17 protein-coding genes are annotated in these 24,756 nt (G+C 61.8%); 13 read left to right on the top strand and 4 right to left on the bottom strand.

Features of this window, described 5'->3' with window-relative positions; genetic code table 11:
• The first annotated feature begins 637 nt into the window (after positions 1-637).
• Positions 638-1,108: a hypothetical protein gene (locus tag AC6H1L_RS03200; protein ID WP_497600110.1), complete on the top strand. Its 471-nt coding sequence runs from the start codon at positions 638-640 to the stop codon at positions 1,106-1,108.
• A 453-nt stretch (positions 1,109-1,561) separates the two neighbouring features.
• On the opposite strand, the gene AC6H1L_RS03195 is transcribed toward AC6H1L_RS03200, so the two are convergent.
• From AC6H1L_RS03195 to AC6H1L_RS03185, 3 genes are all read right to left on the bottom strand, one after another.
• Positions 1,562-2,569 carry a carbohydrate kinase family protein gene (locus AC6H1L_RS03195; RefSeq protein WP_497600109.1) on the bottom strand — a complete coding sequence of 336 codons (1,008 nt, stop codon included), beginning with the start codon at positions 2,567-2,569 and terminating at the stop codon, positions 1,562-1,564.
• 430 nt (positions 2,570-2,999) lie between these two features.
• On the bottom strand, positions 3,000-3,284 hold the full coding sequence (locus AC6H1L_RS03190; protein WP_497600108.1) for a hypothetical protein: 285 nt from the start codon (positions 3,282-3,284) through the stop codon (positions 3,000-3,002).
• A 156-nt stretch (positions 3,285-3,440) separates the two neighbouring features.
• A complete protein-coding gene (locus AC6H1L_RS03185; RefSeq protein WP_497600107.1) occupies positions 3,441-4,391 on the bottom strand; it encodes a DUF1464 family protein in 951 nt (316 codons plus the stop codon).
• Positions 4,392-5,047: 656 nt separating this feature from the next.
• On the opposite strand from AC6H1L_RS03185, the gene AC6H1L_RS03180 reads away from it, so the two are divergent.
• On the top strand, positions 5,048-8,173 hold the full coding sequence (locus AC6H1L_RS03180; RefSeq protein WP_497600106.1) for a sensor histidine kinase: 3,126 nt from the start codon (positions 5,048-5,050) through the stop codon (positions 8,171-8,173).
• Positions 8,174-8,200: 27 nt separating this feature from the next.
• Entirely contained in the window at positions 8,201-8,902 is a 702-nt protein-coding gene (locus tag AC6H1L_RS03175; RefSeq protein ID WP_497600105.1) for an HD domain-containing protein, read from the top strand.
• Between the two features lie 115 nt (positions 8,903-9,017).
• Here AC6H1L_RS03175 and AC6H1L_RS03170 read toward each other — a convergent pair whose 3' ends face one another.
• Entirely contained in the window at positions 9,018-10,352 is a 1,335-nt protein-coding gene (locus tag AC6H1L_RS03170; protein ID WP_497600104.1) for a hypothetical protein, read from the bottom strand.
• A gap of 337 nt (positions 10,353-10,689) precedes the next feature.
• On the opposite strand from AC6H1L_RS03170, the gene AC6H1L_RS03165 reads away from it, so the two are divergent.
• From AC6H1L_RS03165 to AC6H1L_RS03120, 10 genes are all read left to right on the top strand, one after another.
• Positions 10,690-11,127, top strand: a complete 438-nt coding sequence (locus AC6H1L_RS03165) for an SRPBCC family protein (RefSeq protein WP_297164281.1) — start codon at positions 10,690-10,692, stop codon at positions 11,125-11,127.
• Between the two features lie 622 nt (positions 11,128-11,749).
• A complete protein-coding gene (hemA, locus tag AC6H1L_RS03160; RefSeq protein ID WP_497600103.1) occupies positions 11,750-13,135 on the top strand; it encodes a glutamyl-tRNA reductase in 1,386 nt (461 codons plus the stop codon).
• Complete coding sequence (gene hemC, locus AC6H1L_RS03155) at positions 13,026-13,982, top strand: hydroxymethylbilane synthase (protein ID WP_497600102.1); 957 nt, start codon at positions 13,026-13,028, stop codon at positions 13,980-13,982. The genes hemA and hemC overlap by 110 nt, the downstream gene beginning before the upstream one ends.
• A 49-nt stretch (positions 13,983-14,031) precedes the next feature.
• Positions 14,032-14,940, top strand: a complete 909-nt coding sequence (locus AC6H1L_RS03150) for a uroporphyrinogen-III synthase (RefSeq protein ID WP_497600101.1) — start codon at positions 14,032-14,034, stop codon at positions 14,938-14,940.
• Positions 14,941-15,085: 145 nt separating this feature from the next.
• Positions 15,086-15,850 carry a chlorite dismutase family protein gene (locus AC6H1L_RS03145; RefSeq protein ID WP_497600100.1) on the top strand — a complete coding sequence of 255 codons (765 nt, stop codon included), beginning with the start codon at positions 15,086-15,088 and terminating at the stop codon, positions 15,848-15,850.
• 137 nt (positions 15,851-15,987) lie between these two features.
• Positions 15,988-17,328 (top strand): glutamate-1-semialdehyde 2,1-aminomutase, encoded by a 1,341-nt coding sequence (gene hemL, locus AC6H1L_RS03140; protein WP_497600099.1) that lies wholly within the window; start codon positions 15,988-15,990, stop codon positions 17,326-17,328.
• A gap of 120 nt (positions 17,329-17,448) precedes the next feature.
• The gene (gene hemB / locus AC6H1L_RS03135) at positions 17,449-18,429 is read left to right on the top strand and encodes a porphobilinogen synthase (protein WP_497600098.1); all 981 of its coding nucleotides are present in this window, start codon (positions 17,449-17,451) and stop codon (positions 18,427-18,429) included.
• Positions 18,430-19,565: 1,136 nt separating this feature from the next.
• Entirely contained in the window at positions 19,566-21,578 is a 2,013-nt protein-coding gene (locus AC6H1L_RS03130; protein WP_497600097.1) for a glycoside hydrolase family 15 protein, read from the top strand.
• A 506-nt stretch (positions 21,579-22,084) separates the two neighbouring features.
• A complete protein-coding gene (locus AC6H1L_RS03125; RefSeq protein ID WP_497600096.1) occupies positions 22,085-23,866 on the top strand; it encodes an NADPH-dependent assimilatory sulfite reductase hemoprotein subunit in 1,782 nt (593 codons plus the stop codon).
• 177 nt (positions 23,867-24,043) lie between these two features.
• On the top strand, positions 24,044-24,754 hold the full coding sequence (locus AC6H1L_RS03120) for a precorrin-2 dehydrogenase/sirohydrochlorin ferrochelatase family protein (RefSeq protein WP_497600095.1): 711 nt from the start codon (positions 24,044-24,046) through the stop codon (positions 24,752-24,754).
• The last annotated feature ends 2 nt before the right edge of the window (positions 24,755-24,756 follow it).

The raw sequence follows: 24,756 nt of genomic DNA, 5'->3' as shown, positions 1-24,756 counted from the left end.
TCGCTCGCTGATCGTGCTCTGGCTGGCATGTGTGTGAGTAGAAAGCCCCTTTCCTCATGCCGGAAGGCAGCGCCTCAGGCGGAAGCGAGGCCCGTCCGTCAGCCGAACGGACGCGCTCGCTGCCCGCTGCCTCAGTCGAAGGCCAGCAGGCAGAACAAGGCTGGAAACCGCCATGATTCTACCTGCCATTCGAGCGGAATTGGCCGGTTGTCTTATGTACGCCTCGCCTGGACTGGCTACTTTGCTACTCTTGTCTGACTCTGTCTCCAGAGCATATCGTGATCGCGGTACTCTGTCAAAATGGTAACCATAAGGCGCTACCTTCTTCATGGGATAGGAGAAAATGGCCATCAGATTGCTGGTTGAAACAAGGGAGCGGTTTATGGTACCATTCTCTGTGGCAGAGAAAGGACTCTCCTCTTATTGTGCCTGACCGGGAATTTCCTCAAGAGAGCGTTCCCGGCGGGGCCACGTCAGAGCAAGCGTGGAAGGATGCCGCCAGGCATACCGCTCGCTCGGCTCAGGCCATGATCGAGCACGACACGCGAGAGGACGAAGGGTGCCATTTCTGGCGTGGTTATAGTGGATATAGAGGTTGTTCCTCCAGGGGTTGTTGAGTTTAGTCTAAGGAGCTGTCATGAGTGAGTTGATTCTCTCTGCTATGCTCCCCCGGCGGCAGGGACCCGTCGTAGAGCTAAGCGCCGAAGAGCGCGCCACCCTAACCACCATTCTTGATCTCCTCATCCCAGCAGATGGCGACTTTCCCCCACCCTCCAGTCTCCATCTGGTTGACGAGTTCCTCCGCTACCTCCGAAGTGAAGCCTTCCGCTTTCCATCGCTCTCCCTGAGTTTACCCCGTTTACGCGCTGTGCTGCGCGACTTCAATCTCGCCGCCGACGGCAACTTCTGCAAAGCCAGCCCCGAGCTTCAGCAAACGATTCTCTGGCAGCTGGAGCAACGTGATCCGGCCTTCTTCCAGGCCCTGTGGACCCTGGCCAATCACAGCTACTATGCGCGTCTGGCCATGCGAGGCCGTATGAAGGCCTCTCCTCTGGCGGCCTCCTCTTCAGCCTCGGCTTCGGCTGCGGCGCCAGCGCCAGAGTACTGAAGACTGCCGGGGTCAGGTGGCTGCCTCTCCTTTGTGAGCGTAAGGGTCCTATCCTGCTCTTCACTCGCACCTCACCCACACGCTCAGGAGCCGCCGGCGGGGTGCCCGTAAGAGAACGAGCGTGGAGGGACAGAACCTTTGACCGCAGGAGAACGACCGTTAGACACGTCGGTGGCGGGCCCGGCAGAGGGCTTGTCTTAGTAGAGCCTGGTTCCCTTAGCACTGGCGCAGGAACCAGCAAGACGGCTTCGGCACGGGCCGCGCCGCGCGATCCGGTCCCAGGGCCTGACCCTTCTCCTCTCCATAGAGGCAAGCCAGGGCTATCGCTTGCGCAGCCCCTGCTGAGCGCTTCCCCGTATTGCCCCCTTCCCTGGGCGTTACCTCCCTGCCACCCTCTCTCCCTCCGCCCGAGCCGAGCGTGAAGGGAGCAAGATCCGCCCCGTCCAGGCAACTTCACCGCCTCAAGTGTCCTTCAGGAGAGCTAAGGCGCAAGCGCTCCAGCTCGCTGGCATCAGGGACGGCAGCGCTCCCCGTCAAAGCGGTTGTTGCCAGGCTACCGCAGATGGTGCCACAGCGCAGCGCCTCGGGCAACGAATAGCCGTGGAGCAGAGCATACATAAAACCAGCATCAAAGGCATCGCCGGCGCCGGTCGGATCAACTACCTCGCTCACTGGCCAGGCCGGGCAATGCCACAACTGCTCTCCTTGACAGGCAAGGGCGCCCTCAGCCCCCAATTTAACCACCACCAGAGGCACGCAGCGCGCCAACTGCCGGGCGGCCGTCACGGGATCGGAGGCTCCTGTCGCGGCCTCCGCCTCCAGACGATTAGGCAGGAAGACCGAGCAGCGGCGAAGCACCTCCGGCACCCGCGGATCAGAGAGTAGCCTTGGATGCCAGCCAGTATCGAGAAAGACCATGATCCCCTGCGAGGCCAGCAGCTCCAGCACTGGCCCCAGGGCTGGATGCAAATGCAGAAAAGCGGCGCGCCAGCGGTAGCGCTCAAGCAGAGCCTGCAGCTCGGCCAGCGATAATGGAGGCAGCAGCTCTGTGGCGAGCGTGCTCGCGTCCTCCACCTCTGGGCCGGCGGACCCAGCCGCGACCGGAGCGGGAGGTCTCTCGACATAAGAAACAAAGCCGCGCTCCCCATCGTGAACCAGGGCTACGCTCACGGCGGCCAGGCGCTGATCACGCTGGCGCACCAGATCGCAGCAAATGCCAGCCCGCCTCATCTCTTCAAGCAAATAGCGGCTCAAACAATCGTTCCCCAGCTCGCCGAGCAGAGCAACCCGCAGACCAAGGCGGCTCAGAGCTGCCGCCGTATTAAAGACCGCACCGGCGCCGATTGCAAAACGGGTCGCGTAGACCTCCTTACCAGGTGCCGGCCAGTGTGGAAGGCCGCTGAAGACGAGGTCGACGCAGGGGTTGCCGATGATCAGAACGTCAAATTCCTTGTGTTCCACAGAGATTCACCAGTCGCTGGCTCTCGCGATCAGATCAGACCAGGTCGACCCGGGAAACAGCCTGTGGGCGCCAGGCAGGCCACCGGGCCGAAGGTATGAGACGAGAGATCGAAGGCAGACAGACAAGGAGAAATTGCTCAGTCTTCTGAACTTATGCTAGGTCAGATGCCGAGCGCTGTCAAGAGGAGGGAGCAGCGGCAGCCTTGCCCTGAGCGGGCAGGCAAACCAAGACAGGAGAGCACACAGGAGCCTGTAAACGCAGGAGCCAGCCCTCTGAGCCTCCCCTCTCTCGGTGACAGAACAGACTTGGTAGACCAGGCAGGCGCATCAGGGGGAGGAGCAGCCGCGTAGCGTAGATCGTCGGGAGATCGTGAGCGCACCTGGTTCGCGCCAGAAAGCTGGCAGATTCCTCACCCCCAGAGCCAGCCCATCAGGGGGGAAGAGGAGGCGGCTCCTCCTCCGCCTGCTCTGCTTTCTCCTGACCAGAGGCGAGATTGCCGGGCATTCGCCCATGCTTGACCACGAAGCCATGAGGATAGGGACGGAGTTCGATCAGATTCGCCTTTTGTCCGTGGCGCGCCAGCAGATGGCGGCACTGCTCTTCAGCCTCAGCGCGCGAAGAGGCGTAAATGGGTTCCAGGTGATGATACTGGCTGTCACCAAGCGTGTATTCCACCATCCAGAGGATCTTTTGCGGCGTTGACCGATTAGTCATAGCAGCATGCCACCCTTTCGGCAGAAGTTGTGCAGGTTCGCCACCCCAAGGCCCCACACCTGGGCGGACAGCTGGTCTTGTTCTTCCAGGCTGCCTCTAATATGACGAATGCCGTTGAGAACTATCAAACGATAGCGTAGATTTTTTACTAAACTACTAAAAAACGGGGACGGATCTCCAAAGTTGCAGATGCTGCACAACTTCTGCGGCCAGGCTGCGAGGATGCTGGAGGCCGGCGGCGATCAAAGCCGCGCCGAAGGCGGCCTCAAAGCCGCGGGGTTCCTGGGGAGCGTAGGGGAAATAGTAGAGCTGATAGAAATCGCCGAGGCGGGTGGCCAAACTCTCACTGCGCCGGCCACTGATCACCACCTCATCCAGATGGTGAACGGCCAATAGACCAGCCAAATCGCGGAGCAGCCCCTCCCAATACGCTTGCTCAAAGGGGATCTCGCTCGGAGCCGGCGCGGCGGAAGGCAAAGGCAGCGCCGGCTCGCGCGGTGTCCCATGAACACCATCGGTGAGATATCCATCCTCAACCACCAGCACCTGCCAGTAAGCGCTACGCGCCTCTACGACAAAGAAATGCATCTCGGGCCAGCTCGTCTCACGCTGACGGAGGCGATAAAGAAGCGTGACTACGCGACAGACCGCCGCGGGGCTGGCGGGCAGGCGCTCCAACAGCAACCGATAAGCGGGCACCGTTGGCAGATGCAACAGACTGGGCAACACATAGCTATGGAGGTTGAGGCGCTGCAGCGTCTCCAGGAAGGTCGTCAAGGCCAGAGGGGAAGTGGCCGGAGCCTGCACAAGGCTGCTTGCCGGCTTTTCCGCCGGAATAGAGGAAGGCAGGGCAGGCGCCGGCTCATCGTAGCCCGCCGTTAAAGCGGCCACCTGCTCGGCGGCCAGGCGATCGAGCCGTTCAAGGGGCAGGCCATTGCCAGCGGCCAGGGTAATCACAGGCTCGGGAAAGAGAGCACAGAGGCGAGCCAGACTAGCCAGCAGCTCGGCGGGCGATGTGAAACAGTGGTATTCCGGCGGCTGGGCCTCATCCAATAAACAGAGCTTCCAGCTTCTGCGACCATAGTCAATACCAATACTCAGGCTCATCGTCACTGCTCCCACGCCCCTACTCCGCCGGGGAGCGGCACACAGGCGGGCATCCCGTAGGCGACCTCGCTCACTGCCTTGCTCCGCTACCCACAGCTCAGGTTTGGTCTTTGCCTGAAATTATAGCATGCCGTTACACCCTCGTGCATCCTTTTCACAGGGCCACGCGCTCGCCAGTGCAGCCGGCGGCATCCTACGTAAGCAGGGCTTTCCTGTTGCAGCATAGTTTTTTCTCTCGCGCTGCTGCCCCTTGACAGATATTCCTGGTGATGGGACAATAAGAGCATAAGATACCAGCAGACGAGCACCATGAACGTGAAGCCGGCAGGCTGCCGGCGCCAGGGGTCCTGTTGCAGCGACCCCAGAGTGGCCTTAGTCGCCTTGCCTCCGCGCTCCTGCTCACCAGCACAGGCAAGCGGGCAAAGTGCTAAGTGGGCCAGCGCTGCCGGATGGCTGGGCCGGGCCTCCTGGGTAGTCCAGGGAGGCTGGCGCTCGTGCTACCGGGACAGGACGATGAGGCTGCTCTCCCTCCTCTGCTCGCTTGCCTTCCCTACCTGCAACCCCTGTCTTGTCTATGAGTGAGGAAGAAGTAGAGCGGTCGCTCTCAGCATGACAACAGACGACAGGTTCAGTCAGTCTGGAAAGAGTACGAGGTCATGTGCATGCCGTCGCAGGAACAGCCTGCCTCTAGCCCGAACAGTGAACATCAGCGCTTGCTGGGCGCCTTACGCGAGAGCGAGATTCTCCGCGAGCTGGCTGGTCTGCTGGCCTCCTCTTTGGATCTGGACCGGGTGCTACAAGTCCTGGTGCAGCGCACGACCGAGGTCTGTCAGGTTGGGCGCTGCGCTGTCTGGCTGCATGACGAGGAGCGCCAGCTCCTGCGCCCCGTTGTCTACCATCTGGCGCGTGAGCTGGTTGATGCCAAGCGCCAGCGCATCGCTGATCAGCTCTGGTATCGAAGCACTATTCCCACAGCCAATCCTCTCATGAGTCGCCTGCTTGGCGGGCGCGAGATGCTGTACATATACGATTTGCGGGATGAGCGCTCGCTGCGGGCCTTAGCTGAGCTGTTCCTTGTACGTTCAATTCTGCTTGTTGCCCTCGTGCGTGAAGATCGTCCCGTCGGCGTGATGTCACTGGATAACCCTGGCGAGCATAGTCACTTCTCGGCGGAGCAGCAACAACTGGCGCGCGCCATTGGCCAACAAGCGGCGGTAGCCATCGATAACGCGCGCCTATACCAACGCGCTGAGAGCGAGCGCCAACGGGCCGAGCAACTGATTGAGCAATCTCAGGCTATCTATCAGGTTGCAATGGCCGTCAACTCGGACGAAGACCTGCCGACCATCCTGGAGATCGCTACCCAGCAACTGCGGCAGGTCCTGAAGGCCGAGAGTGGTAAGATTCTCCTCCTGGAGGAAGGGCGACTCTATCTCCCCTGCTCTGATGAGGAGGCCGCTCAGGCTGCGACCAATGTGCCAGAGCGTCAAGAGCGGCCAGGTCCGTCTTCTGGAAGGCAGCCAGCAGAAGGGCGAACGGAGAGCGCGGTAGCAGAGATGGGTGGGGGAGCCACTCAGGGGCTCCTACCGCAGCGACGGGGGCGCGTAGCCGCTTCTCTGGATGAGTTGCCTTTCTGCCGGCAGGTGGCCACGAGCGGCGTACCGCTCTTTGTCTCGCTTGATCGCCTGGGCATCAGTGAGCTACACTGGTTTCAGACGCAGAATTTCGAACATACCCTGATTGTCCCCTTGATGGTTGGCGTGCGTTCGCCCCTGCCCACGGACGAGCCAGGCCAGCCTGGTCAGCGCTGTGTTGGTCTGGCCTTCGTGAGCTTTAGCGATCCCCACTTTCGACCCTCGAAGGGCCATTATACCTTTGCCCAGGACATTGCCGCTCAGTGTGCTCTCGCGATCCAAAAGACCCAACTGCTCGAGCAAGCGCGTCGAGCTGCTCTACTGGCAACCGAGCGAGCCAATACGCTCAATGCGGTCTTCCATGCCATGACCGAGGGCATCTCGGTGCTTGACATGCAGGGGCGCTTACTGATGGCCAACGCCACCGCGCGTGAGTTTGTCGGGGAGCGCCTGGAGGGCACAGTCACCCTGGAGGAGCTGCTGCGCCGCCATCCGGTCTACACACTGCAGGGGCAGCCGCTGCGCAGCGAAGATTTTCCCCTGGCCCGTGCCTTGCGGGGCGAGCAAGTTCGGGGAGAGCGCTTCATCACGCGCCGCGCTGATGGGCGCGAGCGCATCCTTGAAATCAATGTGGCGCCGCTTCTGGCACCCACGGGCCAACAACTCGGGGTTGTCAGTGCCTTCCGGGACATCACGTCCCAGATGCGTATCGAGCAGCATATTCATCAGGCCCTGGAAACCATGCTACGCATGGCCGAAGCCCTCTCTGGCCTTACCGAGGTCACCGCCATTCTGCGCAGCGTGCTCAGTCTGGCTCTGCAAGCCCTGGATTGTCAGCGCGGACTGGTCGCGCTCTATGATCCCGAACAGGGTCAGCCTGGCGAGCGCCTCCATCTGGAGCGGGAGCAAGGAGATAGGGAGACAGAGACGCTGCTCAGCCTCTCTGAGAGTGAGGAAGGCGCGACCTCCCATCAGGCCGAGCGGCGGGCCGAGGTCCAGCTACTTGACTGGTTGCTCACAGCCCTGTTGAGCTATGAGGATTATGCCCTCCAATTACGAGCGGGCCACGCCTTCATTCTCACGCCCAGTCAGTTTCTGCATTTACGTCGCCTCAGTCGCGGTCAAGGCCAGGAAAGTCAGATGCCAGCTCTGCCCGCGGGCGCCAACCGCTGGCTGACCTTAGTGGCCCCGATCACGCATGGCGGGCGCCTGCTTGGTGTGATGCTGCTCGTTCGCCCTGCGGCCCTTGCCCTGGAGGAAAGCGAGAGTGGCGACGAAGGAAGTGAGCTGCAGTATGAGTTTACCATCTGGGAGATGGCGGTCATTGAAGGGGTGGCGCAACTGGCTGGCCTGGCGATCGAGCAGGCGCGCTGGCAGCGAGAAGCCATTGCGGCTCGGGCCAGCGAAGCGGCCATGCGCGAGGCGAATGCCCTCAAAGATGAATTCCTGGCCATTACTGCCCATGAGTTCCGCTCGCCCCTGACCATCATCCTCACCAATGCCCAATATGCCCGGCGCACCCTCAACCGTGGCAGTGGTCCACGCCAGCGCGAGCGCTTGCTTGAGCAACTGGGGATGATCGAGGAACAGACGCGCCTGCTGACCAACATCGTCAATACTTTCCTGGAGGCCACCCAGATCAATCGCGGGCAGCTTGTCATTGCGCGCGAACGGGTCGACCTGGAGGAGCTAGCGCAGCAGGTAGTGGCCCAGCATCGAACAGCGACGGCTCTTCATGAACTGGCCTGCCGGGTTGACGAAGGGGGACGCCCCTATCTGGTCAGCGGCGATCGTGAGCGCCTGCTCCAGGTCCTTGTCAACCTCATTCAGAATGCGATAAAATACAGCCCGCAGGGCGGGCCGGTCTTCCTCTCGCTTTGCCGCTGCCCGCAGGAGGGAGGTAATCTCATCCAGGTGGAAGTAGAGGATCGCGGCATCGGCATCCCGCCAGAGGCAAAGGAGCATCTCTTTGAACGCTTCTATCGTGCCCCCAACACCGGCGCCAGTCAGACCCGCGGTCTGGGCCTGGGTCTCTACTTTGTCGCTGAGATCCTACGCATGCACGGCGGTTCCATCCGCGTTGAGAGCAGTGGCATACCTGGCGAGGGGAGTCGTTTTATCCTGACACTGCCAGCCCTGGAAAACTAAGCGCAGCGGTGGAGCAGGAGCGAGCAGGTGCCAGAAGCGAAAGAGCTGCCGAGTCGATCTCTTGATCTGCGAAGCTGGTTGCTGGAGCTAGCGCGGGCGACAATGGCGCGCGAGGGTACCAGCGATGTGGCTCACGATATGGATCATATTGTGCGGGTGATGGCCCTGGCCGAGATCATTCAACGGCGCGAAGGCGGCGATCTGACGGTTATTTGGGCAGCGGCGGCCTTACACGATATCGGCCAGGAACGCGAGCGCCGGCAGGGAGGTGATCATGCGCTCATTGGGGCGCAGATGGCGGCCGAGCTGCTGAGCGGCACGCCTTTCCCTCAAGAAGCCATCCCAGCAGTCCAAGAGGCCATTGCGGATCATCGCCTGACCGCGGGACAGCGACCGCGCTCCCTGGAGGGCCAGGTACTCTACGATGCCGATAAGCTGGATGCGCTGGGCGCCATTGGCATTGGACGCCTGTATATGATCACCGGCAGACGCGGACAGCGCGTCTACGCTCCCCTGCCGGACGATCTGGTCCTGCCAGTTCCTCCACAGCAGGTACGCGAGCTGCGGAATCGCCCGGATTATTCTCCCTCAATCGAATTTCGTCTGCTCTTTACAGATTTGCCCGAGCAGCTCTGCACAGCCACAGGACGCGAATTAGCGCGCCAGCGCTACGCCTTCATGTGCGAATTCTTCCAACGTCTGGAGGCCGAGGCGCGCGGCGACGGCTAACGAACCCCAGGCCCAGGCCAGGCCCGAGCGAGCGGATGCGGTCAGGTGCGGCCTGGCCCGTCTCGATAAGCTGGCCCTCTGCGCTCAGGCCATGAACCACCTGCCGGTACCAGGACTAGCTGTAGCCAGCCGTTGGGCGTCCGGCGCCGCTGCCAAGCGGGGCATGTTCCAGCACGGCATAGTGAAACGGAGTCTCGCGCTGCGTCGGGGCGCTCAGATGAACCGTGAAGCCCCGTCCTGGCTGGAGCGACACATACTGCACGACGACAGGCCCCGGGTCGCCGGTCAGGGTCACCAGCACCACGCTGGCCTCGCTGATCGTCGGGCAGCTCACCGCGACCTCCCCTTGCCCTCGCGCGAAGCAGCCTTTACCGGTTTGCCAGCGGACCGGTAGCGCTGCCACCGGCCAGCCAGGAGCGGCCTGCTCCTGTGGCTGACGGCCCTGGGAAGCCAGAGGGCCTGAAGAGCTTGACGCAGACATTGAGCGCTCAAGCGGTAGGGCGGGAGCAGAGGCGCCTGCCTCAAGTTTCGGCGGGACACCAGCGGAGGAAGAGCCACTAGCAAGCGCCGGTAGCGGACGAGTAGTCTGGGGGGGCGTTGCCGGCCCCGAACTGCCCGGCGTGGAGGACGGGCCGCTCAACTTAGGAGCGGCTTCCAGGCGCACGCGGGTTGTCCGACCAGCCAGACGCTGGGAAGAGGGACGTGCCGATGTCTCGCGCGGCTGAGGCAAAGCCGCTGTTGATCTGACGACACTCATCGCTGGGCCGGCCTCGCTCCGCATCTCGCGACCTCCGGTGTTAACCAACGGGGCAGGTGTCTGGTTCTGAGAAGATGCTGTAAGCGGTCGCTCCTCTCGCGGCCTCGAGGCAGGTCCGGGGGGCGATGAAGGGCTGGCGCTCTCAGCGGTCCCCGCGGAAGGAGAAGATCCCATCTCGGGGTCTGACGACAAAGCGGGCAACACTGTCGTGATCGGGGCGGGCAGGCGTTGATGCGGCTGCCGCACCTTCCCTAAAGCAGCCAGAGAAGCCGTAACCCGCCGTGCAAAAGCTGCCAGGACATGATTCGCCGCGCGTTTCTCGTCGTCCCCTTGCTCATGGCTGTCGCTCGCAGCCTCTCCAGTGGCGGCCAGCGCCGCGGCGCCTGGACCTGATCCGGGCTGCTCTTGCTCTCTCAACTCGCCTTCTGGAGCAGGCGAGGCCGCCAGTTCGCGCGACTGCAGACTCAACCGCGGCGGAATAAGCCCGCTTAGCGGCGTGTCAGCCGGCTGAGCGCTGACCGGCTCTTCCGCCGACTCGTCTTCCTCCAGCGGCTCCGCACCCGCCCGCTCGGCAAGCACATCCTCAACCGAGGCGGACAGGCGCTTGCGACCTCGCTCGGCTCGCCGACGCCAATGAAGGTATGCTCTCTGCTGTTCTTGCTCGAAATTAATATCTTCTTCTCTCCGAACCATAATACTCCCCTTCCAGACGAACACGTAGACCATGCGGCGCTGGAGAGATCTGGCTCTCTACATACGCTGGAACTCGATGGCATGTTTTCACGCAGTATAACACAGAGCGAGACAGAGCGATGGGAATGATAGCACATTTGGGCCAGAGCATTGGGAGCGCTTGCATGCATAGGAATATACGGTACCCTCAATTTTCTGGGCTTGAAAGTGCTGCAGCGACTGGCTAGAATAAAGCCCGACGTTGCCCAGTAGTCAGGAGCTGCTTCTCAAGCAGCCTGGCTGACTGAGGAACGCGGCACACGCCAGTTATTTTGCTGATGTAAAAGGATGGATCTGGATGAAGTTCAACGGAACGTATAAGTTTCACGCACCGAGCCAGCGCGTCTTTGAAGCTATTTTGAACCCGGATGTACTGAAACAGTGTATTCCTGGTTGCGAGGCGGTCGAGTATGCCGATGCCAACCATTTGAAGGTTACCCTCTCGGTTCCCCTGCCGGGGTTGAAGGGTCCCTATACGGCCCTACTCAACATCGTTCAGCGTCAGGCGCCTAACCTGCTTGTGCTGCAGCTACAGCGTCAGGGGCGTGGCGGCTCCATTGACGCCACAGCGCAGATCACCCTGAACGATGAGCCGGATGGGGCCTTACTCTCCTACGAGGCCAATGCCGAGATGAGCGGGCCGATCGCGGTGGTAAACAATCCGGTGGGGCAGGGTGTGGCTAAGAATTCTCTCAGCACATTCTTCAAGAACCTGGAAAAGGTGCTGGCTGCCTAGGAGGCTGGCACCCCTTCGCGTCCATCCTGGGCGCCTTCTGCCCAGAGAGCGCCGACTGTCTCTCTCTTGATCCTCTACTCTTTGCCAGGCGGGCAAGCAAGCGCAGGAACCCTGAGATTTTTTGGTGCCGCTGCCAGCGCGCTGCTGATTTCTTGTGCCTGCCTGGCTTCCTTTTTGGGCAGGCGTGGCGGATCAAGGCGCACTGATTGTGATGAACCTGTGAGAAAGCACAAGATTGGCCTCCTGCGCTGCGTAAGCGCCTGCCTGTGCGCTGGGGCTGAGAATATGGCGCAGCCTCGCCTCCTGGATCGACTGGCAGATCGCCCCTTCCAGTGGTACTCTATATGACAGCAGCATGCAGTTGCCCGGTCTGGCAAGTGCAGCATAGCGGCTGGCGGGTCGATGCTCTCGATGGTGTGCAAAGCGGCCCACAACAGTCGCCGTCTTTTTTTAGCAGGTTCCACTCCACTCCACTCTACTCACCTGAGACAAAATACGGTGATTACCTGATGAGATATCCGGGGTTTCAGCCTTGACTCTCCCAAGAGAATCGCTAAAATCTCCATAGGCCGCCAGTGATTTGAGATTTTAGAGATTTCTTCTACACGCTGTTGAGGGGAGCATGCAGATTGTCCTGGTAGGCGTTGATCACACTTCGGCGCCGATTCAGTTGCGTGAGCAGCTTGCCTGTGTTCCGCGTCAAGTAGCGGGGCTGTTACGGGCCGTGCGCCAGGTCGCCCAAGAGGCGGTCTTATTGTCGACCTGCAACCGGTTTGAACTCTATGCGGTTTGCGCGGAAGAGGCCCGAGAGGGACGTGAGGCGCTGTTGCAGGTTGTTTGCGAGCAGCGCGGCGTGGAGCGGGCGCTGCTAGAGCAGCACAGCTACAGCTATAGCGATCTGGAGGCGGCGCGGCATCTCTTTGGCGTGGCCTGTGGACTCTATTCGCTGATCCCAGGGGAGCCCCAGATTCAGGGGCAGGTAGCCGATGCCCTGGAGTTAGCCCAGGGGGGAGGCTTTGCCGGACCGGTGCTCTCGGCCCTCTTTCGGGCGGCGCTGGTCGCGGGCAAACGTGCCCGGCGCGAAACTGGCATCAGCCGGCGGGCGGTCTCGATTAGCCATGCGGCGGTCCAGTTGGCGCGCCAGCTCTTCCCGCGTCTCAATGAGGCCTCAGTCCTGCTGGTTGGCTCGGGGCAGATGAGCGAGCTGGCGGCACGTAATCTATGCGATAACGGGGCGCGCCGCCTGATCATTGTCAACCGCACCGCTGAGCATGCGCAGCAGCTTGTCCAGCAGCTTGGGGAACGGGCCTGCTTCCGTCCCTTTAGCGAGCTGGCGGCGGCGCTGGTTGAGGCGGATGTGGTGATTACTTCCACAACAGCCCCCCATACGGTGATCACTGAAGAGATGATGCGGACGGTGCTGCCGCAGCGGCAGGGGCGTCCGTTACTCATGATTGATATTGCTTTGCCGCGCGATGTTGATCCGGTCGTGGGTGGGCTACCCGGGGTTCACCTCTATAACATTGATGATCTGCGCCTGGTGGTCGATGAGGGCATTCGCCTGCGTTTGCAAGAGGTGGCCCAAGTCGAACGCATTATCGCTGAGGAGGTTGAGGCCTTCGCGCGCTGGCTCAGCTCGCTGAGCGTAACCGATACGATCGTCGAGCTGCGCGAGCACGTGGAGGCGCTTCGTCAGCAGGAGCTGGCGCGCACCTTGCGTCAGCTCTCGTCCTCGCTCTCCGAGCGTGAGGTTGCGGCCATCCAGGAGCTGACCACGCGCCTGATGAATAAGGTGCTTCATAAACCGGTGACGCGCCTCAAGGAGGCTGCCGCTGCCGGACGGGGGCATGTCTACGCCGAGGCGCTGCGCTATCTCTTTGATCTGGAAGTGGCGACGGATGAACAAACTAGTGATCGGGACCCGCGCCAGCAAGCTGGCCCTGGCTCAGACCCAGACGGTGATCGCCAGGCTGCGGCAGCTGTATCGCGAGCTGGAGATCGTCATTGAGCCGATTCATACGCAGGGGGACCGTGTGACAGAAGCGCCGCTGGCGCGCATCGGCGGCGAAGGGGTCTTTGTGACCGAGATCGAACGCGCACTACGCGCGGGCGCGGTTGATCTGGCCGTCCATAGTCTAAAGGATCTACCGACGGCGCCGCCGGCTGATCTGCTGGTTGTGGTCCCAGGGCCGCGCGAAGACGTCCGAGATGTATTGGTGCGCCGCCGCGACTTTCTCGGCTCGCCTGCCGAGCCGGGAGTACGCATCGGAACCTGCAGCTTGCGGCGTGCGGCTCAGTTGCGCGCTCTCTATCCGCGGGCGCAGATTCTACCGCTGCGCGGCAACGTAGATACGCGCCTGCGCAAGCTGGAGGCGGGGGACTACGATTTGATTGTGCTGGCAGCGGCAGGTCTGCGCCGCCTGGGCCTCGCTGAGAGCCTGGCCGATCGTCTGGAGCTACTGCCGGTCGAGACCCTGCTACCGGCTCCAGGTCAGGGAGCTTTGGCCGTGGAGCTGCGAGCAGACTCGGATCTCGTACCTTTGCTCACGGCTTTGAACGATGTGGAGGTCCAGGCTGCCACAAGCGCTGAGCGTGCCTTTATGCGCCATCTGGGAGCCGGGTGCTATCTGCCCGTGGCGGCCTATGCCCACTGTGCTAACCAGCGCCTGCATCTGCAGGCCCTGGTGATCAGTCTCGATGGTCGCCGGGCGGTGCGGGTCCAGGGTAGCGTTGCCTGGCGGGCCGATCAGGCTCCAGGCCTGGCGGCTCAGCTCGGCGTCATGCTGGCCGAACAGGCACTGGCGCAGGGCGCGGAGGAGATCATTGCAGAGATCCGCGCCACCAGCAACGTCTGAGTGGTGTATGGGAAGGAGTTAAGCGCCACTCTTAGGAGGATAGGCGATCATGGTTGTTGCTGAGCAGCGGGAGCTACCGCTCCGTGGCCGGACGATTCTGGTGACGCGGGCCCAGGAGCAAGCGGAAGCCCTGAGCAGCCGCCTGCAAGCCCTCGGGGCTGAGACGGTGAACTTTCCGGTAATCCGTCTGGCTCCCCCAGAAGATTGGGCGCCGCTTGATCGGGCCTTGCTCCGCCTGGCGGCTGCCCGCGAAGATGGACGCGCTCCCTACGACTGGCTGGTCTTTACCAGTGTCAACGGAGTGCGTTTCTGCGTCGATCGCTTGCGAAGTCTAGGCCTGGAGACGGCGCTGCTGAGGGGGGCTCGCGTGGCGGCTATCGGGCCAGCGACCGCGGCAGCGCTGGCCGAGCATGGTGTGAGCGGGGTCCTGGTGCCGGAGGAGTACGTGGCCGAGCAGGTGGCCTCGGCCTTGCTGACCGAGTGCCAGCGGCAGGGTAGGGAGCCTGCGGGCCTGCGTGTGCTGCTGGCGCGCGCCGCGGAGGCTCGGCCAGTACTGGCCGAGACCCTGCGGCAGGCAGGCATGTTGGTCGAAGAGGTAGCGGCCTATCGCACCCTGCCAGCGACGGGCGATGATCCCCGCGGACAGCAGGTGCTGGCTCTGCTTGAAGAGGGACGCTTTGCGCTGATCACCTTTACCAGCTCATCGACAGTACGCTATTTTGTGCGCTGGCTAGAGCAGGCATACAGCAAGCAGACTGCTGAGACTACGCCTGCGGCCCTCCTGGCCCGTCAGGGAGTAGCCATCGCCTGTATCGGCCCGATTACTGCCGCCACAGCTCGCTCTCTCGGCCTGCAGGTTGCCATCGAGGCCCGGCCCTTTACCATCGATGGGCTGGTCACGGCCATTGTGGCCTACTATCGTCGCCTGGTTCAGCCCTCCCATGAGCAGACCAATTAGTGCTGAGCCTGGCGCACTGCGACCAGGCCGCCTCTCTCTCCTGTTTCTGGAGTCAGAGCGGAGAGCGTGCCAACAAGAAGCAGATAGCAACACCAGACAAGGTGTGTTAGAGTAGATAGAGAGAAGTCGAGAAGAGAGAAAAGCCATGTCAGGTCAGACGGAAACGGTTGAGCAGACGGTCACAACGCAGCCTGAGCAGGAACCGGCTCGGGCTAAACCGAAGCAGCCTCGTCAGCTAGTACGCTTCGTCTTCTACAAGCTTGATCCCCAGTGGCTACGCTTGCCCGCCGAGCAGCGGCGGACAGGCCGCGAAGAGCTGCTCGCTATCTACAATGAATATGCGCAGTGCTCGCTGCTGCGCAGCTATGCCCTCTACGGCTTGCGGGCCGACTGCGACTTTATGCTCTGGCAGGCAACCTACGATATTGGGCATCTCCAGGGGTTGAGCAGCAAGATTCGCCGCAGCACGATAGGCCCCTATTTGCCTGAAGTGCGCTCATTCCTCTCCATGACCAAGCGCTCCGTCTATGTGGGCAAAGGTCCGCGGGGAGCGACTCATGATCCGCGGCTGGTGATTACGCTCGAAGACAAGCCCTATCTCTTTGTCTATCCTTTTGTCAAAACTCGTCCCTGGTATGCCCTGCCGCTGCAGGAGCGCAAGCGCATGATGGACGAACATATCCGCATGGGGGTGGCCTATCCCAATATCAAGATCCACACCACCTACTCGTTTGGATTAGACGATCAGGAATTTGTTGTCGCCTTCGAATCTGACAACGTGGCTGACTTCCTCGACCTTGTGCAAGAGATGCGCGAGAGCGAGGCCAGTCAGTACACCTTGCGCGACACACCCATGTTTACCTGCGTCGCGCGTTCCCTGCCAGAGATTCTAGACGACATTGGGGTCTAGGCGCAGGGCCTCGCTGGCCACGGGCCGGGCGCGGCGCGCGCAGGGAACGAAGGCGGTGGCGGGGGCTGGCAGATGACCTCAGCAGAGCGATAGATGGGCGAGCATGGGTGACTATGGAGCTATAAAAGGAGCTGGCGATGCAAACGGAGCGGCAACAGTCAGGCAAAAAGACGGGGCGAGAGTGGTCGCGGGCCCTTTACCGGGAGGCCCAAAGCCTCATGCCCGGAGGAGTCAACAGTCCAGTACGCGCCTTTCGCGCCGTAGGGGGAGAACCGATCTTTATCGAGCGGGGCGAAGGGGCGCATCTCTATGATGTAGATGGCAATCACTATCTGGATTACGTTGGCTCCTGGGGGCCGCTGATTCTGGGTCATGCCCATCCGGCGGTCGTAGAAGCCGTGACCCGTGCGGCGCGGCGCGGCTTCAGCTTTGGGGCTCCGACCGAGGCTGAGAATGAGCTTGCCCGCCTGGTGGTAGACAGCGTACCGTCAGTTGAGCTGGTGCGCTTCGTCAACTCGGGCACGGAAGCCACCATGAGCGCGCTGCGCCTTGCCCGCGCCTATACGGGGCGCTCCAAGATCATCAAATTTGACGGCTGCTATCATGGTCATGCCGACCTGCTGCTTGTGCAGGCCGGCTCGGGCGTGGCCACGCTGGGCCTGCCTGGCAGTGCTGGCGTGCCAGCGGAGGCGACGGCTCACACCCTCAGTCTCCCCTACAACGACATTGCCGCAGTTGAAGAAGCCTTCCAGCGCTATCCCGAGGAGATCGCTGCGGTGATCGTGGAGCCGGTAGCGGCCAATATGGGACTGGTGCTGCCGCAGCCTGGTTTTCTAGAGGCCTTGCGGCGCCTGACCACGCAGTACGGAGCCTTGCTGATCTTTGACGAAGTCATTACGGGGTTCCGGGTAGCTTTAGGAGGCATGCAAGAGCGTACGGGAGTGCTGCCCGACCTGACCTGCTTTGGTAAGGTCATCGGGGGCGGGCTGCCGGTAGGAGCCTATGGCGGCAAACGCGCCATCATGGAGCTGGTCGCGCCGCTGGGGCCAGTCTACCAGGCGGGCACCCTCTCCGGCAACCCTCTGGCGATGGCCGCCGGTATTGCCACCCTCAAAGAGCTGCAAAAGCCTGGCTGCTACGAAGAGCTAGAGCGCAAAGGAGCGCTTCTTGAAGAAGGCTTGCGCGCAGTAGTGGCGGCCTCCGGTCTACCGGTGCAGGTAGTACGTTTTGCCTCGCTCTTCTGCCTCTTCTTCAGTGCGGAGCCGGTGCTTAACTACGCGACCGCCAGGCAAGCTGATACCGAACGCTATGCGCGCTTCTTCTGGGCCCTCTTAGAGCGTGGCATCTACTTCCCGCCCTCGCAGTTTGAGACTTGTTTCCTCTCGCTGGCCCATAGCGATGCCATGCTGGAAGAGACCGTGAACGCCATTGAGCAAGCGCTGCGCGTCGCGGCAGGCAGCGGTTCCAGTCCGGCCTGACTTGACTTCTGTGCCGTGCCGGCTGAGCGCCATCTGCGGCCTCTCCCTCTCAATGCTGGCGGGCGAGCGGGTGAGGCCGCAGAATCAAGGGTGAGAAGCTAAGGAAAGGAGCGCAAAGGCATGAGTCAGTTTCCTGTCACACGCCTGCGGCGCACGCGCCGGACGGAGCGCTTACGCGGGCTGGTGCGCGAGACTCATCTTGCGGTTGAGCAATTGATTTATCCGCTCTTTATCGCCGAAGGTATCAGTGAGCCGCGCCCGGTTGCGTCGATGCCGGGTGTAGTACAGTGGCCGCTAGAGCAGGTAGCGGGCGAGGCGGAGCGCGTAGCGGCTCTGGGCATTCCGGCTGTTTTACTCTTCGGCATTCCGGCCAGCAAGGATGAGCAAGGCTCGCAGGCCTATCATCCCGAGGGCATTATTCAGCGGGCTATTCGGCGTATCAAAGCCGCCGTACCCGACCTGCTGGTCGTGACCGACGTCTGTCTTTGCGAGTACACCAGCCACGGCCACTGCGGGGTCATCGCTGGCGGCGAGGTGCAAAACGATCCCTCGCTGGAGCTGCTGGCGCGAATGGCTCTCTCGCATGTCGAGGCCGGGGCCGATATCGTGGCTCCTTCGGACATGATGGATGGGCGCGTGGGGGCCATTCGGCGCTTGCTCGACGAGCGAGGCTTTGCCCAGACACCGATCATGGCCTACTCAGCAAAATATGCCTCTGGCTTCTATGGCCCTTTCCGGGAAGCGGCAGAGTCGGCCCCTCAGTTTGGCGACCGGCGTTCCTACCAAATGGACCCGGCCAATGCGCGTGAGGCCCTGCGTGAAGTTGACCTGGATATCGCTGAGGGCGCTGACATCGTGATGGTCAAGCCGGCTCTGGCCTATCTCGACGTCATCCGGCGCGTGCGCGAGCATTGCGATCTGCCCGTAGCGGCCTACAATGTCAGCGGCGAATATGCCATGATCAAGGCAGCGGCTCAACAGGGATGGCTCGAAGAGCGGCGCATCGTCATGGAGGTGCTGACAGGGATTCGCCGCGCCGGCGCCGATATCATCATTACTTACTTCGCACCTGAGGTAGCGCGCTGGCTGCGCGAGGGCTAGCCGCGCTTCGTCCGCAGCGCAGCCAGCTCTCCCAAAGCTGGCCACAGGGCCACTGACAGGCAGGCAGACCGGCGAAATGTAAAGCCAGCGCCCGGCGCCGCGGCGCCGGGCACTGGGGCGCTGAACTGCTCTCCCCCAGATGTCCCATCCCCATTGGGGGATACAATCGATGCGGTGCACCGACGGCGGCCTGCCTGACAAGGCCAGGACCAGGGAAGGTGAGCTAGACGCAGGCAGAAGTGCTGCCAGGCGGGAGCGGAGAGGGAGAGAAAAGCGGCCTAGGCAATTTGACAGTCAGCCTCAATGTGATTAGAATGAAGGCTGTACCGGTCAGCGATGGCGGGATGGATGAACCCATCCATCCCTCCTTTCTTTATTTTGGCCCAGTGGCGAGGCAAGGAGGTGGAAGGGAGGAGGTGATTCCATTGGTGGCGCCAAGTGCAAACGCGTGCATAGTGAAGAAATAAAATGGCCGGTTTTTTCTTTCTAAACAGTAGGTGGTCTGGGGGGAGAGGGAGAAAAGGGGGGAGCGGCGCAGAGGAGTCGACGCGGTCGTTACCTCAGCGCTCTTCTTCCGTTCTCAGCACATGTAGGGCTGGTCGCGGTGCCGCTCATGAGACTGTTGTAGCGCTGTACGGGGTCGGGGGTAAGGAAGGAACAAGAAGGAGAAACAGGATGGGCTGGACAGCATGCTTGCTGGTGAAGGGCCGCCGTGGGTGGATGGGCGAAGGAGCGGTAGGGGCCTACAGGCCTGCAGAGAGGCGCAGGGATTCAGATAGTGAGGGAGAGAGGGGATCGTCACCGAGAGGCAATGCTGTCAGGAATGGGCGGGGCCAGCGGTCTCTAGGAGTGGAGGGAAAAGGAATCTTTTTTTCTGCAGGCGACCTCCCCGCCTCCGGGGCAGGGGAGGGGAAACCGGCTCTTCCCCCATTTTTATGGTTATTCTGATATCTTGTTACCAGAGAGGGTTCTGCTCCGTCCTCTTCACAAAAGGGGCCGGAGGAGGAGCCGGCTTCAGTGGGGAAGATGCCCACGAGGAAGGAACCTGGCAGCCCCGCAAGAGGCTCGGCAAGCCCGGTTCTTTCGGAAGGAGCTGTTAAGCAAGAGTTTAGCTCACTAAAGGGAAGATTCGTGCTATGGTTGGGTTGAACACGAAGAATCGCTCTTATCAGCCCATCGGATCGTATGGAGTCATCGGAGACTGTCATTCAGCTGTGCTGATAGCGCCGGATGGTTCGGTAGACTGGGCCTGCCTGCCCGATTTTGACAGCCCGGCTATTTTCTGTCGGCTGCTGGATGCGAGGCGTGGCGGCTTTTTCCAGATTGCCCCGACCGATAACACGATTCCTGGAGTTCAGCGCTATCTGCGCGATAGCAATGTGCTGCAGACGCGCTTTACGAGCATCAGCGGCGAGATCGTGCTCACCGACTTTATGCCGGTAGAGTCGCTGGAGGCCTGGCCCTACCGCGGCTTGAACAACAATACGTGGTCGTATGAGGACGGCTCGTGTCATAGCCTGGTGCGCATTGTGGAATGCACGCATGGAGAGCTGCCGATTACGGTGACCCTGAAGGCGACGCCCAACTATGCGGCGACGGCGAGCCAGATTGAGCTGCTGCCCAATGCCACAGGGGCGGTGATCTCGGATGGCCAGCAGCATATTGGGCTGGCGATCATCGGGGCCTATCGGCTGCCGGGCCTCTCCCTGGAGATTGTGCCGGACGAGGGGGAGGAGCCGGAGCTGCTCCATCCCGCCCTGGTGGTGCAGGTCACGCTGCGTGAGGGCGAGCGGCTGATCTTCGCCATTGGCATGGGGCGGAGCCTGCGCGCAGCACGGAAGCTGGTGGAGCAGGAGCTGCTCCAGCGCGATTTCACGGCAGAGCTGGCTCATACGCTGCATTGCTGGCGGCGCTGGATCTCAGGAATCAACTACGATGGCCCATATGCGGAATGGGTTCGACGCAGCGCCCTGGTGCTGAAGATGATGACCTATGCGCCCACTGGCGCCCTGGTGGCTGCGCCCACCACGTCGCTGCCAGAGGAGATCGGGGGCGTGCGCAACTGGGATTATCGCTTTACCTGGCTGCGCGATGCGTCCTTTACGCTCTATGCCCTGCTGGTTCTCGGCTTTACCGATGAGGCCCGCGCCTTTACCTACTGGTTGCGCCGCCTGTCGTATTCGAACGGCGAGGATCTGCAGGTGATGTACGGTATCCGCGGCGAACGCGAGCTGCCAGAGCGGGAGCTGACCCACCTGGAGGGCTACTGCGGCTCACGCCCGGTGCGCATCGGCAACGCCGCCGCTGAGCAAAAGCAGATGGATGTCTTCGGCGAGATCCTGGATTGTATCCATCTCTACCGGCGCCGCGGGGGCTTCGAACGCTACGGCGAGAAGCTGGAAGGCCCTCTGTGGGAAATGTTGCGCTCGCTGGTCGACTATGTCTGCGCCCATTGGCATGAGCCGGATCGCGGCATCTGGGAAATGCGCGGCGAGCCTCGCCACTATGTCTATTCAAAGGTGATGTGTTGGGTGGCGCTGGATCGCGGCATTCGCGCCGCCGAACAGCTCCATCTGGAGGCCGATCTGCTGCGCTGGTACCGCGTGCGCGATCAGATTCGGGCGGATGTGCTGGCCCACGGCTATAATACCGAGATCGGTGCGTTCACCCAATCATATGAGAGCACGGCCCTCGATGCCTCCAATCTGCTCCTGCCGCTGATCGGCTTTATTCCTCCCGATGATCCACGCATGCGCTCAACGGTCGATCGCATCATGGAGCAGCTCACGGATGAGCATGGCTTCGTCTATCGCTACCTGGCGGAGGATGGCCTGCCCGGCCATGAGGGCACCTTTACGATCTGTACGTGCTGGCTGATCGATAATCTGGCCATGCAGGGCCGCCTCGATGAGGCTCGCTCGCTCTTCGAGCGCTTGCTGACCTACGGCGGGAATCTCGGTCTCTTCTCTGAGGAAATCGATTCGCGCAATCGAATGGCTCTGGGCAATTATCCCCAGGCTTTTACTCATATCGCTCTTATCAATAGTGCTTATAATCTTTATAAGGCAGAACTGCGCCTGGCCGAGCGCGATCGCTGCACGCAACCGGTGATCGCCGCTATCCAGTTGCAGAAGAAGTCCGATGAGTGAGGCGCGGGCGGCGGCGGGGACAGCGGGGAGACAACGGCAAGGCCAGAGAGAGGCGTAAGCCGAACGGGCCAGGGGCCAGGCTAAAGGCAGGTGAACATCCACAGCGATGGCCTCCTGCCTCCTCCCTGATCTCTCGCTTGTCGCCAGAACGCCGCTCGCCTGCTCTGCAATGGTCAGTCTCTAACCAGCCAGCCGGCAGGAGGAACAGCGTCGCCTCCCTGCCGCGGCGGCAGGACGCCGACCCTGCCAGTGATGGGCTGCAGAATGTGCGTGCTCTGCGGGTCGCTGAGGACCTCCCTCGGTGACCCGCTTTGCGTTGGGCCGCGTCAGCCCGTTCCTCCGCGCCGCTCCTCGCTGCCATTGGCGCCAGCTCTCCCCGGGCCACGCTCCCTGATGGCCTCCTGCGCTGCTGCTCTGATGCTCCTATTGACAAACAGTGCTCTGTATCGTATGTTAATTAATAGTTACTATAGTTGATCCATTATGTCAACTTTGAGGACTGAGGTATGGCGACCGAGCAAGAGCATCAGACCTCTGCTTCCGCAGGCAACAACCTTCTGAGTTTGGGCGTCGGCGGCGGTAGTAAAGTAGAGCGCATCAAGGCTGAGAGCCGCTATTTGCGTGGGGAGATCGCCGAGGAGCTGGCTCAGGAGACCACGCACTTCAGTGAGGCGCAGGTCCAGCTCATCAAATTCCACGGAATTTATCAGCAGGAGAACCGTGACCTGCGCCAGGCGCGTAAGGCCGCGGGAGAAGAAAAGGCTTATCAATTCATGGTCCGCTCGCGTATTCCGGGGGGCGCATTGACCGCCGAGCAATATCTGGTCGAAGATGATCTAGCGGGCCGCTATGCCAATGGGACCTTACGTTTCACGACGCGCCAGGGCATTCAGCTTCATGGCGTCTTGAAGCACAATCTACGCGCGACGATTCGCGCCATCAATGAGGCGCTGCTCTCGACGCTGGCAGCCTGCGGCGATGTGAACCGCAACGTGATGGCCTGTCCAGCGCCGGCGCGTAACCGGGCCCAGGCCCAGGTCCAGGAAGTTGCGCGGCAGATTGCGCGTCACCTGGCGCCGCGCAGTCGGGCTTATCACGAAATCTGGATCGATGGGCAGCATGTGCATACGGTGGGGGAGCCGGAGGGAGAGGAGGTAGAACCGATCTATGGGCCTACCTATTTGCCGCGCAAATTCAAGATCGGCGTGGCCTTCCCCGGCGATAACTGTATTGACGTCTATACCCAGGATATCGGGCTAGTGGCGGAGTTGGACGATGGCGGCGAGCTGGCGGGCTTTACCGTGCTGGTCGGCGGTGGTATGGGCATGACCCACGGCAAGGCCGACACCTATCCACGCCTGGGAACGCCGCTCTGCTTTGTGCCGGCGGCTGAGGCCCTGCCCGTCGTGGAGACGATCGTGACGATTCAGCGCGACTATGGCGATCGTCAGAACCGCAAGCATGCGCGCATGAAGTATGTGGTTGAGGAGCGCGGCATCGACTGGTTCCGCGCCGAATTGGAGCGTCGCCTGGGCCATGCCGTCGCTGATCCCCATCCCCTGCACTGGGAGGGAGTCGATGATCACTTGGGCTGGCACGAGCAGGGAGATGGGCGCTGGTTCCTGGGGGTTTATGTGGAGAATGGGCGGGTGCGCGATACTGAGTCCTGCCAGTTGCGCACGGGCCTGCGGCGGGCAATTGAGACCTTCCGCCCCGGTATCCGTTTAACCGGACAGCAGAATATCCTGCTGACCGATCTAACGGCGGAGCAGCGCGAGCCGCTGGAGGCCTTGCTGCGCGAGCACGGCATCGAGACAGACCCCACCAAGCTGGGCGTGAAGCGCTATGCTATTGCCTGTCCGGCTCTGCCGACCTGTGGGCTGGCGGTGGCCGAGGCGGAGCGGGCTTTGCCTGGCGTGGTACGTGAGATTGGGCGCCAGATGGAGGAACTGGGCCTGGCTGGGGAACGTCTCAGTCTGCGTATGAGCGGCTGCCCGAATGGCTGCGCCCGTCCGTACATGGGCGACATCGGCTTTGTGGGCCGCTCAAAGGATCTCTACAATATCTATGTCGGTGGCGATTGGGAAAACACGCGCCTGACGACGCTCTACGCCGCCTCGGTGCCTTTGCGAGAGATCCCGGCCACGATTCGCCCGTTGTTGCTGCTCTGGCGCGATGAGCGCGCTCCCGGCGAGACCTTTGGTGACTACTGCCATCGCGTCGGGGTGGAGTATCTGCGTCAGCGGGCTCAGGCCCTCAGTGAACGCGAGCTGAGTGGCTTGCATTGAGGAGTTAACGAGTGCTGCGCGCCTGCTGCTCTCCCACGGGAAGCAGGCGCGCTGTTTATAGAGGCCAGGCGGGACAAGGCTGAGGAGCGCGAGAGAGCCAGGGCCTGGCACGGTGACTGACTGAGCAGTTTTGCGTGAGCGAGAGAGCTGAGAGAGCAGAGAGGAACGGCGACCGAGATGCCGAACTATTATCCGATTATGCTCGATGTACGCGGGCGGCGTGTGGTCGTGATCGGGGGGGATCGCGTTGCGGCGGAGAGAGTTCAGGCCTTCGCCGCCTGTGGTGCACAGGTATGTGTGATTGCTCCTGAGTGGTGCGCCGAGCTAGAACAGGTAGTGCAAGAGTTAGGGCCACAGGTAGAGCTGCGGCGACGCTCCTATCAGCCGGGCGACCTGGAAGGTGCGTTTGTGGTCATTGCGACGACGCGCGCGCCGGATCTGGTAGAAGCTGTCTGGCGCGAGGCTCAGCAGCGTGGGCAACTGCTCAACATTGTTGATCTGCCCGAGCGCTGCAATTTCATCACGCCCTCGATTCTACGCCGCGATCAGCTGACGGTAGCCGTCTCAACAGAGGGGGCCAGTCCTGGCCTGGCAAAGCTGATCCGCCAGGAGCTGGAGCAACATTTCCCGCCGGCCTATGGTACCTTTCTGCGTTTGGCGGCTGAGGCGCGCGCCCTGCTGCGAGCCCAGGGGGTGACCTACGAGCAGCGCGATGCCTTTTTTCAGGAGTTCTATCGCTCGCCGGTATTGGCTCACCTGGAGGCCCGCGCTGAAAGAGAGGCCCGCGCTCTGACAGAGGAGCTCCTGCGCAAGTATGGCGTGGAGGTGCCCCAGTCCTTCAACGGGGATGGGGCCGAGGCCACCGCCGAGCGCTCGCAGGCCTCGTAGTC

The sequence above is a fragment of the Thermogemmatispora argillosa genome, from assembly GCF_059696725.1.
The sequence above is the reverse complement of the archived record's forward strand: the minus strand, read 5'-3'. Positions and strand labels throughout refer to the sequence as shown.

What these genes read in the sequence shown, in the direction of transcription:
- AC6H1L_RS03170 (WP_497600104.1), bottom strand. Translation starts at nt 10,352, where the DNA reads ATGGTTCGGAGAGAAGAAGATATTAATTTCGAGCAAGAACAGCAGAGA.
- AC6H1L_RS03125 (WP_497600096.1), top strand. Translation starts at nt 22,085, where the DNA reads ATGGCGACCGAGCAAGAGCATCAGACCTCTGCTTCCGCAGGCAACAAC.
- AC6H1L_RS03165 (WP_297164281.1), top strand. Translation starts at nt 10,690, where the DNA reads ATGAAGTTCAACGGAACGTATAAGTTTCACGCACCGAGCCAGCGCGTC.
- hemL (WP_497600099.1), top strand. Translation starts at nt 15,988, where the DNA reads ATGCAAACGGAGCGGCAACAGTCAGGCAAAAAGACGGGGCGAGAGTGG.
- AC6H1L_RS03200 (WP_497600110.1), top strand. Translation starts at nt 638, where the DNA reads ATGAGTGAGTTGATTCTCTCTGCTATGCTCCCCCGGCGGCAGGGACCC.
- AC6H1L_RS03150 (WP_497600101.1), top strand. Translation starts at nt 14,032, where the DNA reads ATGGTTGTTGCTGAGCAGCGGGAGCTACCGCTCCGTGGCCGGACGATT.
- hemB (WP_497600098.1), top strand. Translation starts at nt 17,449, where the DNA reads ATGAGTCAGTTTCCTGTCACACGCCTGCGGCGCACGCGCCGGACGGAG.
- AC6H1L_RS03180 (WP_497600106.1), top strand. Translation starts at nt 5,048, where the DNA reads ATGTGCATGCCGTCGCAGGAACAGCCTGCCTCTAGCCCGAACAGTGAA.
- AC6H1L_RS03185 (WP_497600107.1), bottom strand. Translation starts at nt 4,391, where the DNA reads ATGAGCCTGAGTATTGGTATTGACTATGGTCGCAGAAGCTGGAAGCTC.
- AC6H1L_RS03130 (WP_497600097.1), top strand. Translation starts at nt 19,566, where the DNA reads ATGGTTGGGTTGAACACGAAGAATCGCTCTTATCAGCCCATCGGATCG.
- hemA (WP_497600103.1), top strand. Translation starts at nt 11,750, where the DNA reads ATGCAGATTGTCCTGGTAGGCGTTGATCACACTTCGGCGCCGATTCAG.
- hemC (WP_497600102.1), top strand. Translation starts at nt 13,026, where the DNA reads ATGAACAAACTAGTGATCGGGACCCGCGCCAGCAAGCTGGCCCTGGCT.
- AC6H1L_RS03145 (WP_497600100.1), top strand. Translation starts at nt 15,086, where the DNA reads ATGTCAGGTCAGACGGAAACGGTTGAGCAGACGGTCACAACGCAGCCT.
- AC6H1L_RS03120 (WP_497600095.1), top strand. Translation starts at nt 24,044, where the DNA reads ATGCCGAACTATTATCCGATTATGCTCGATGTACGCGGGCGGCGTGTG.
- AC6H1L_RS03190 (WP_497600108.1), bottom strand. Translation starts at nt 3,284, where the DNA reads ATGACTAATCGGTCAACGCCGCAAAAGATCCTCTGGATGGTGGAATAC.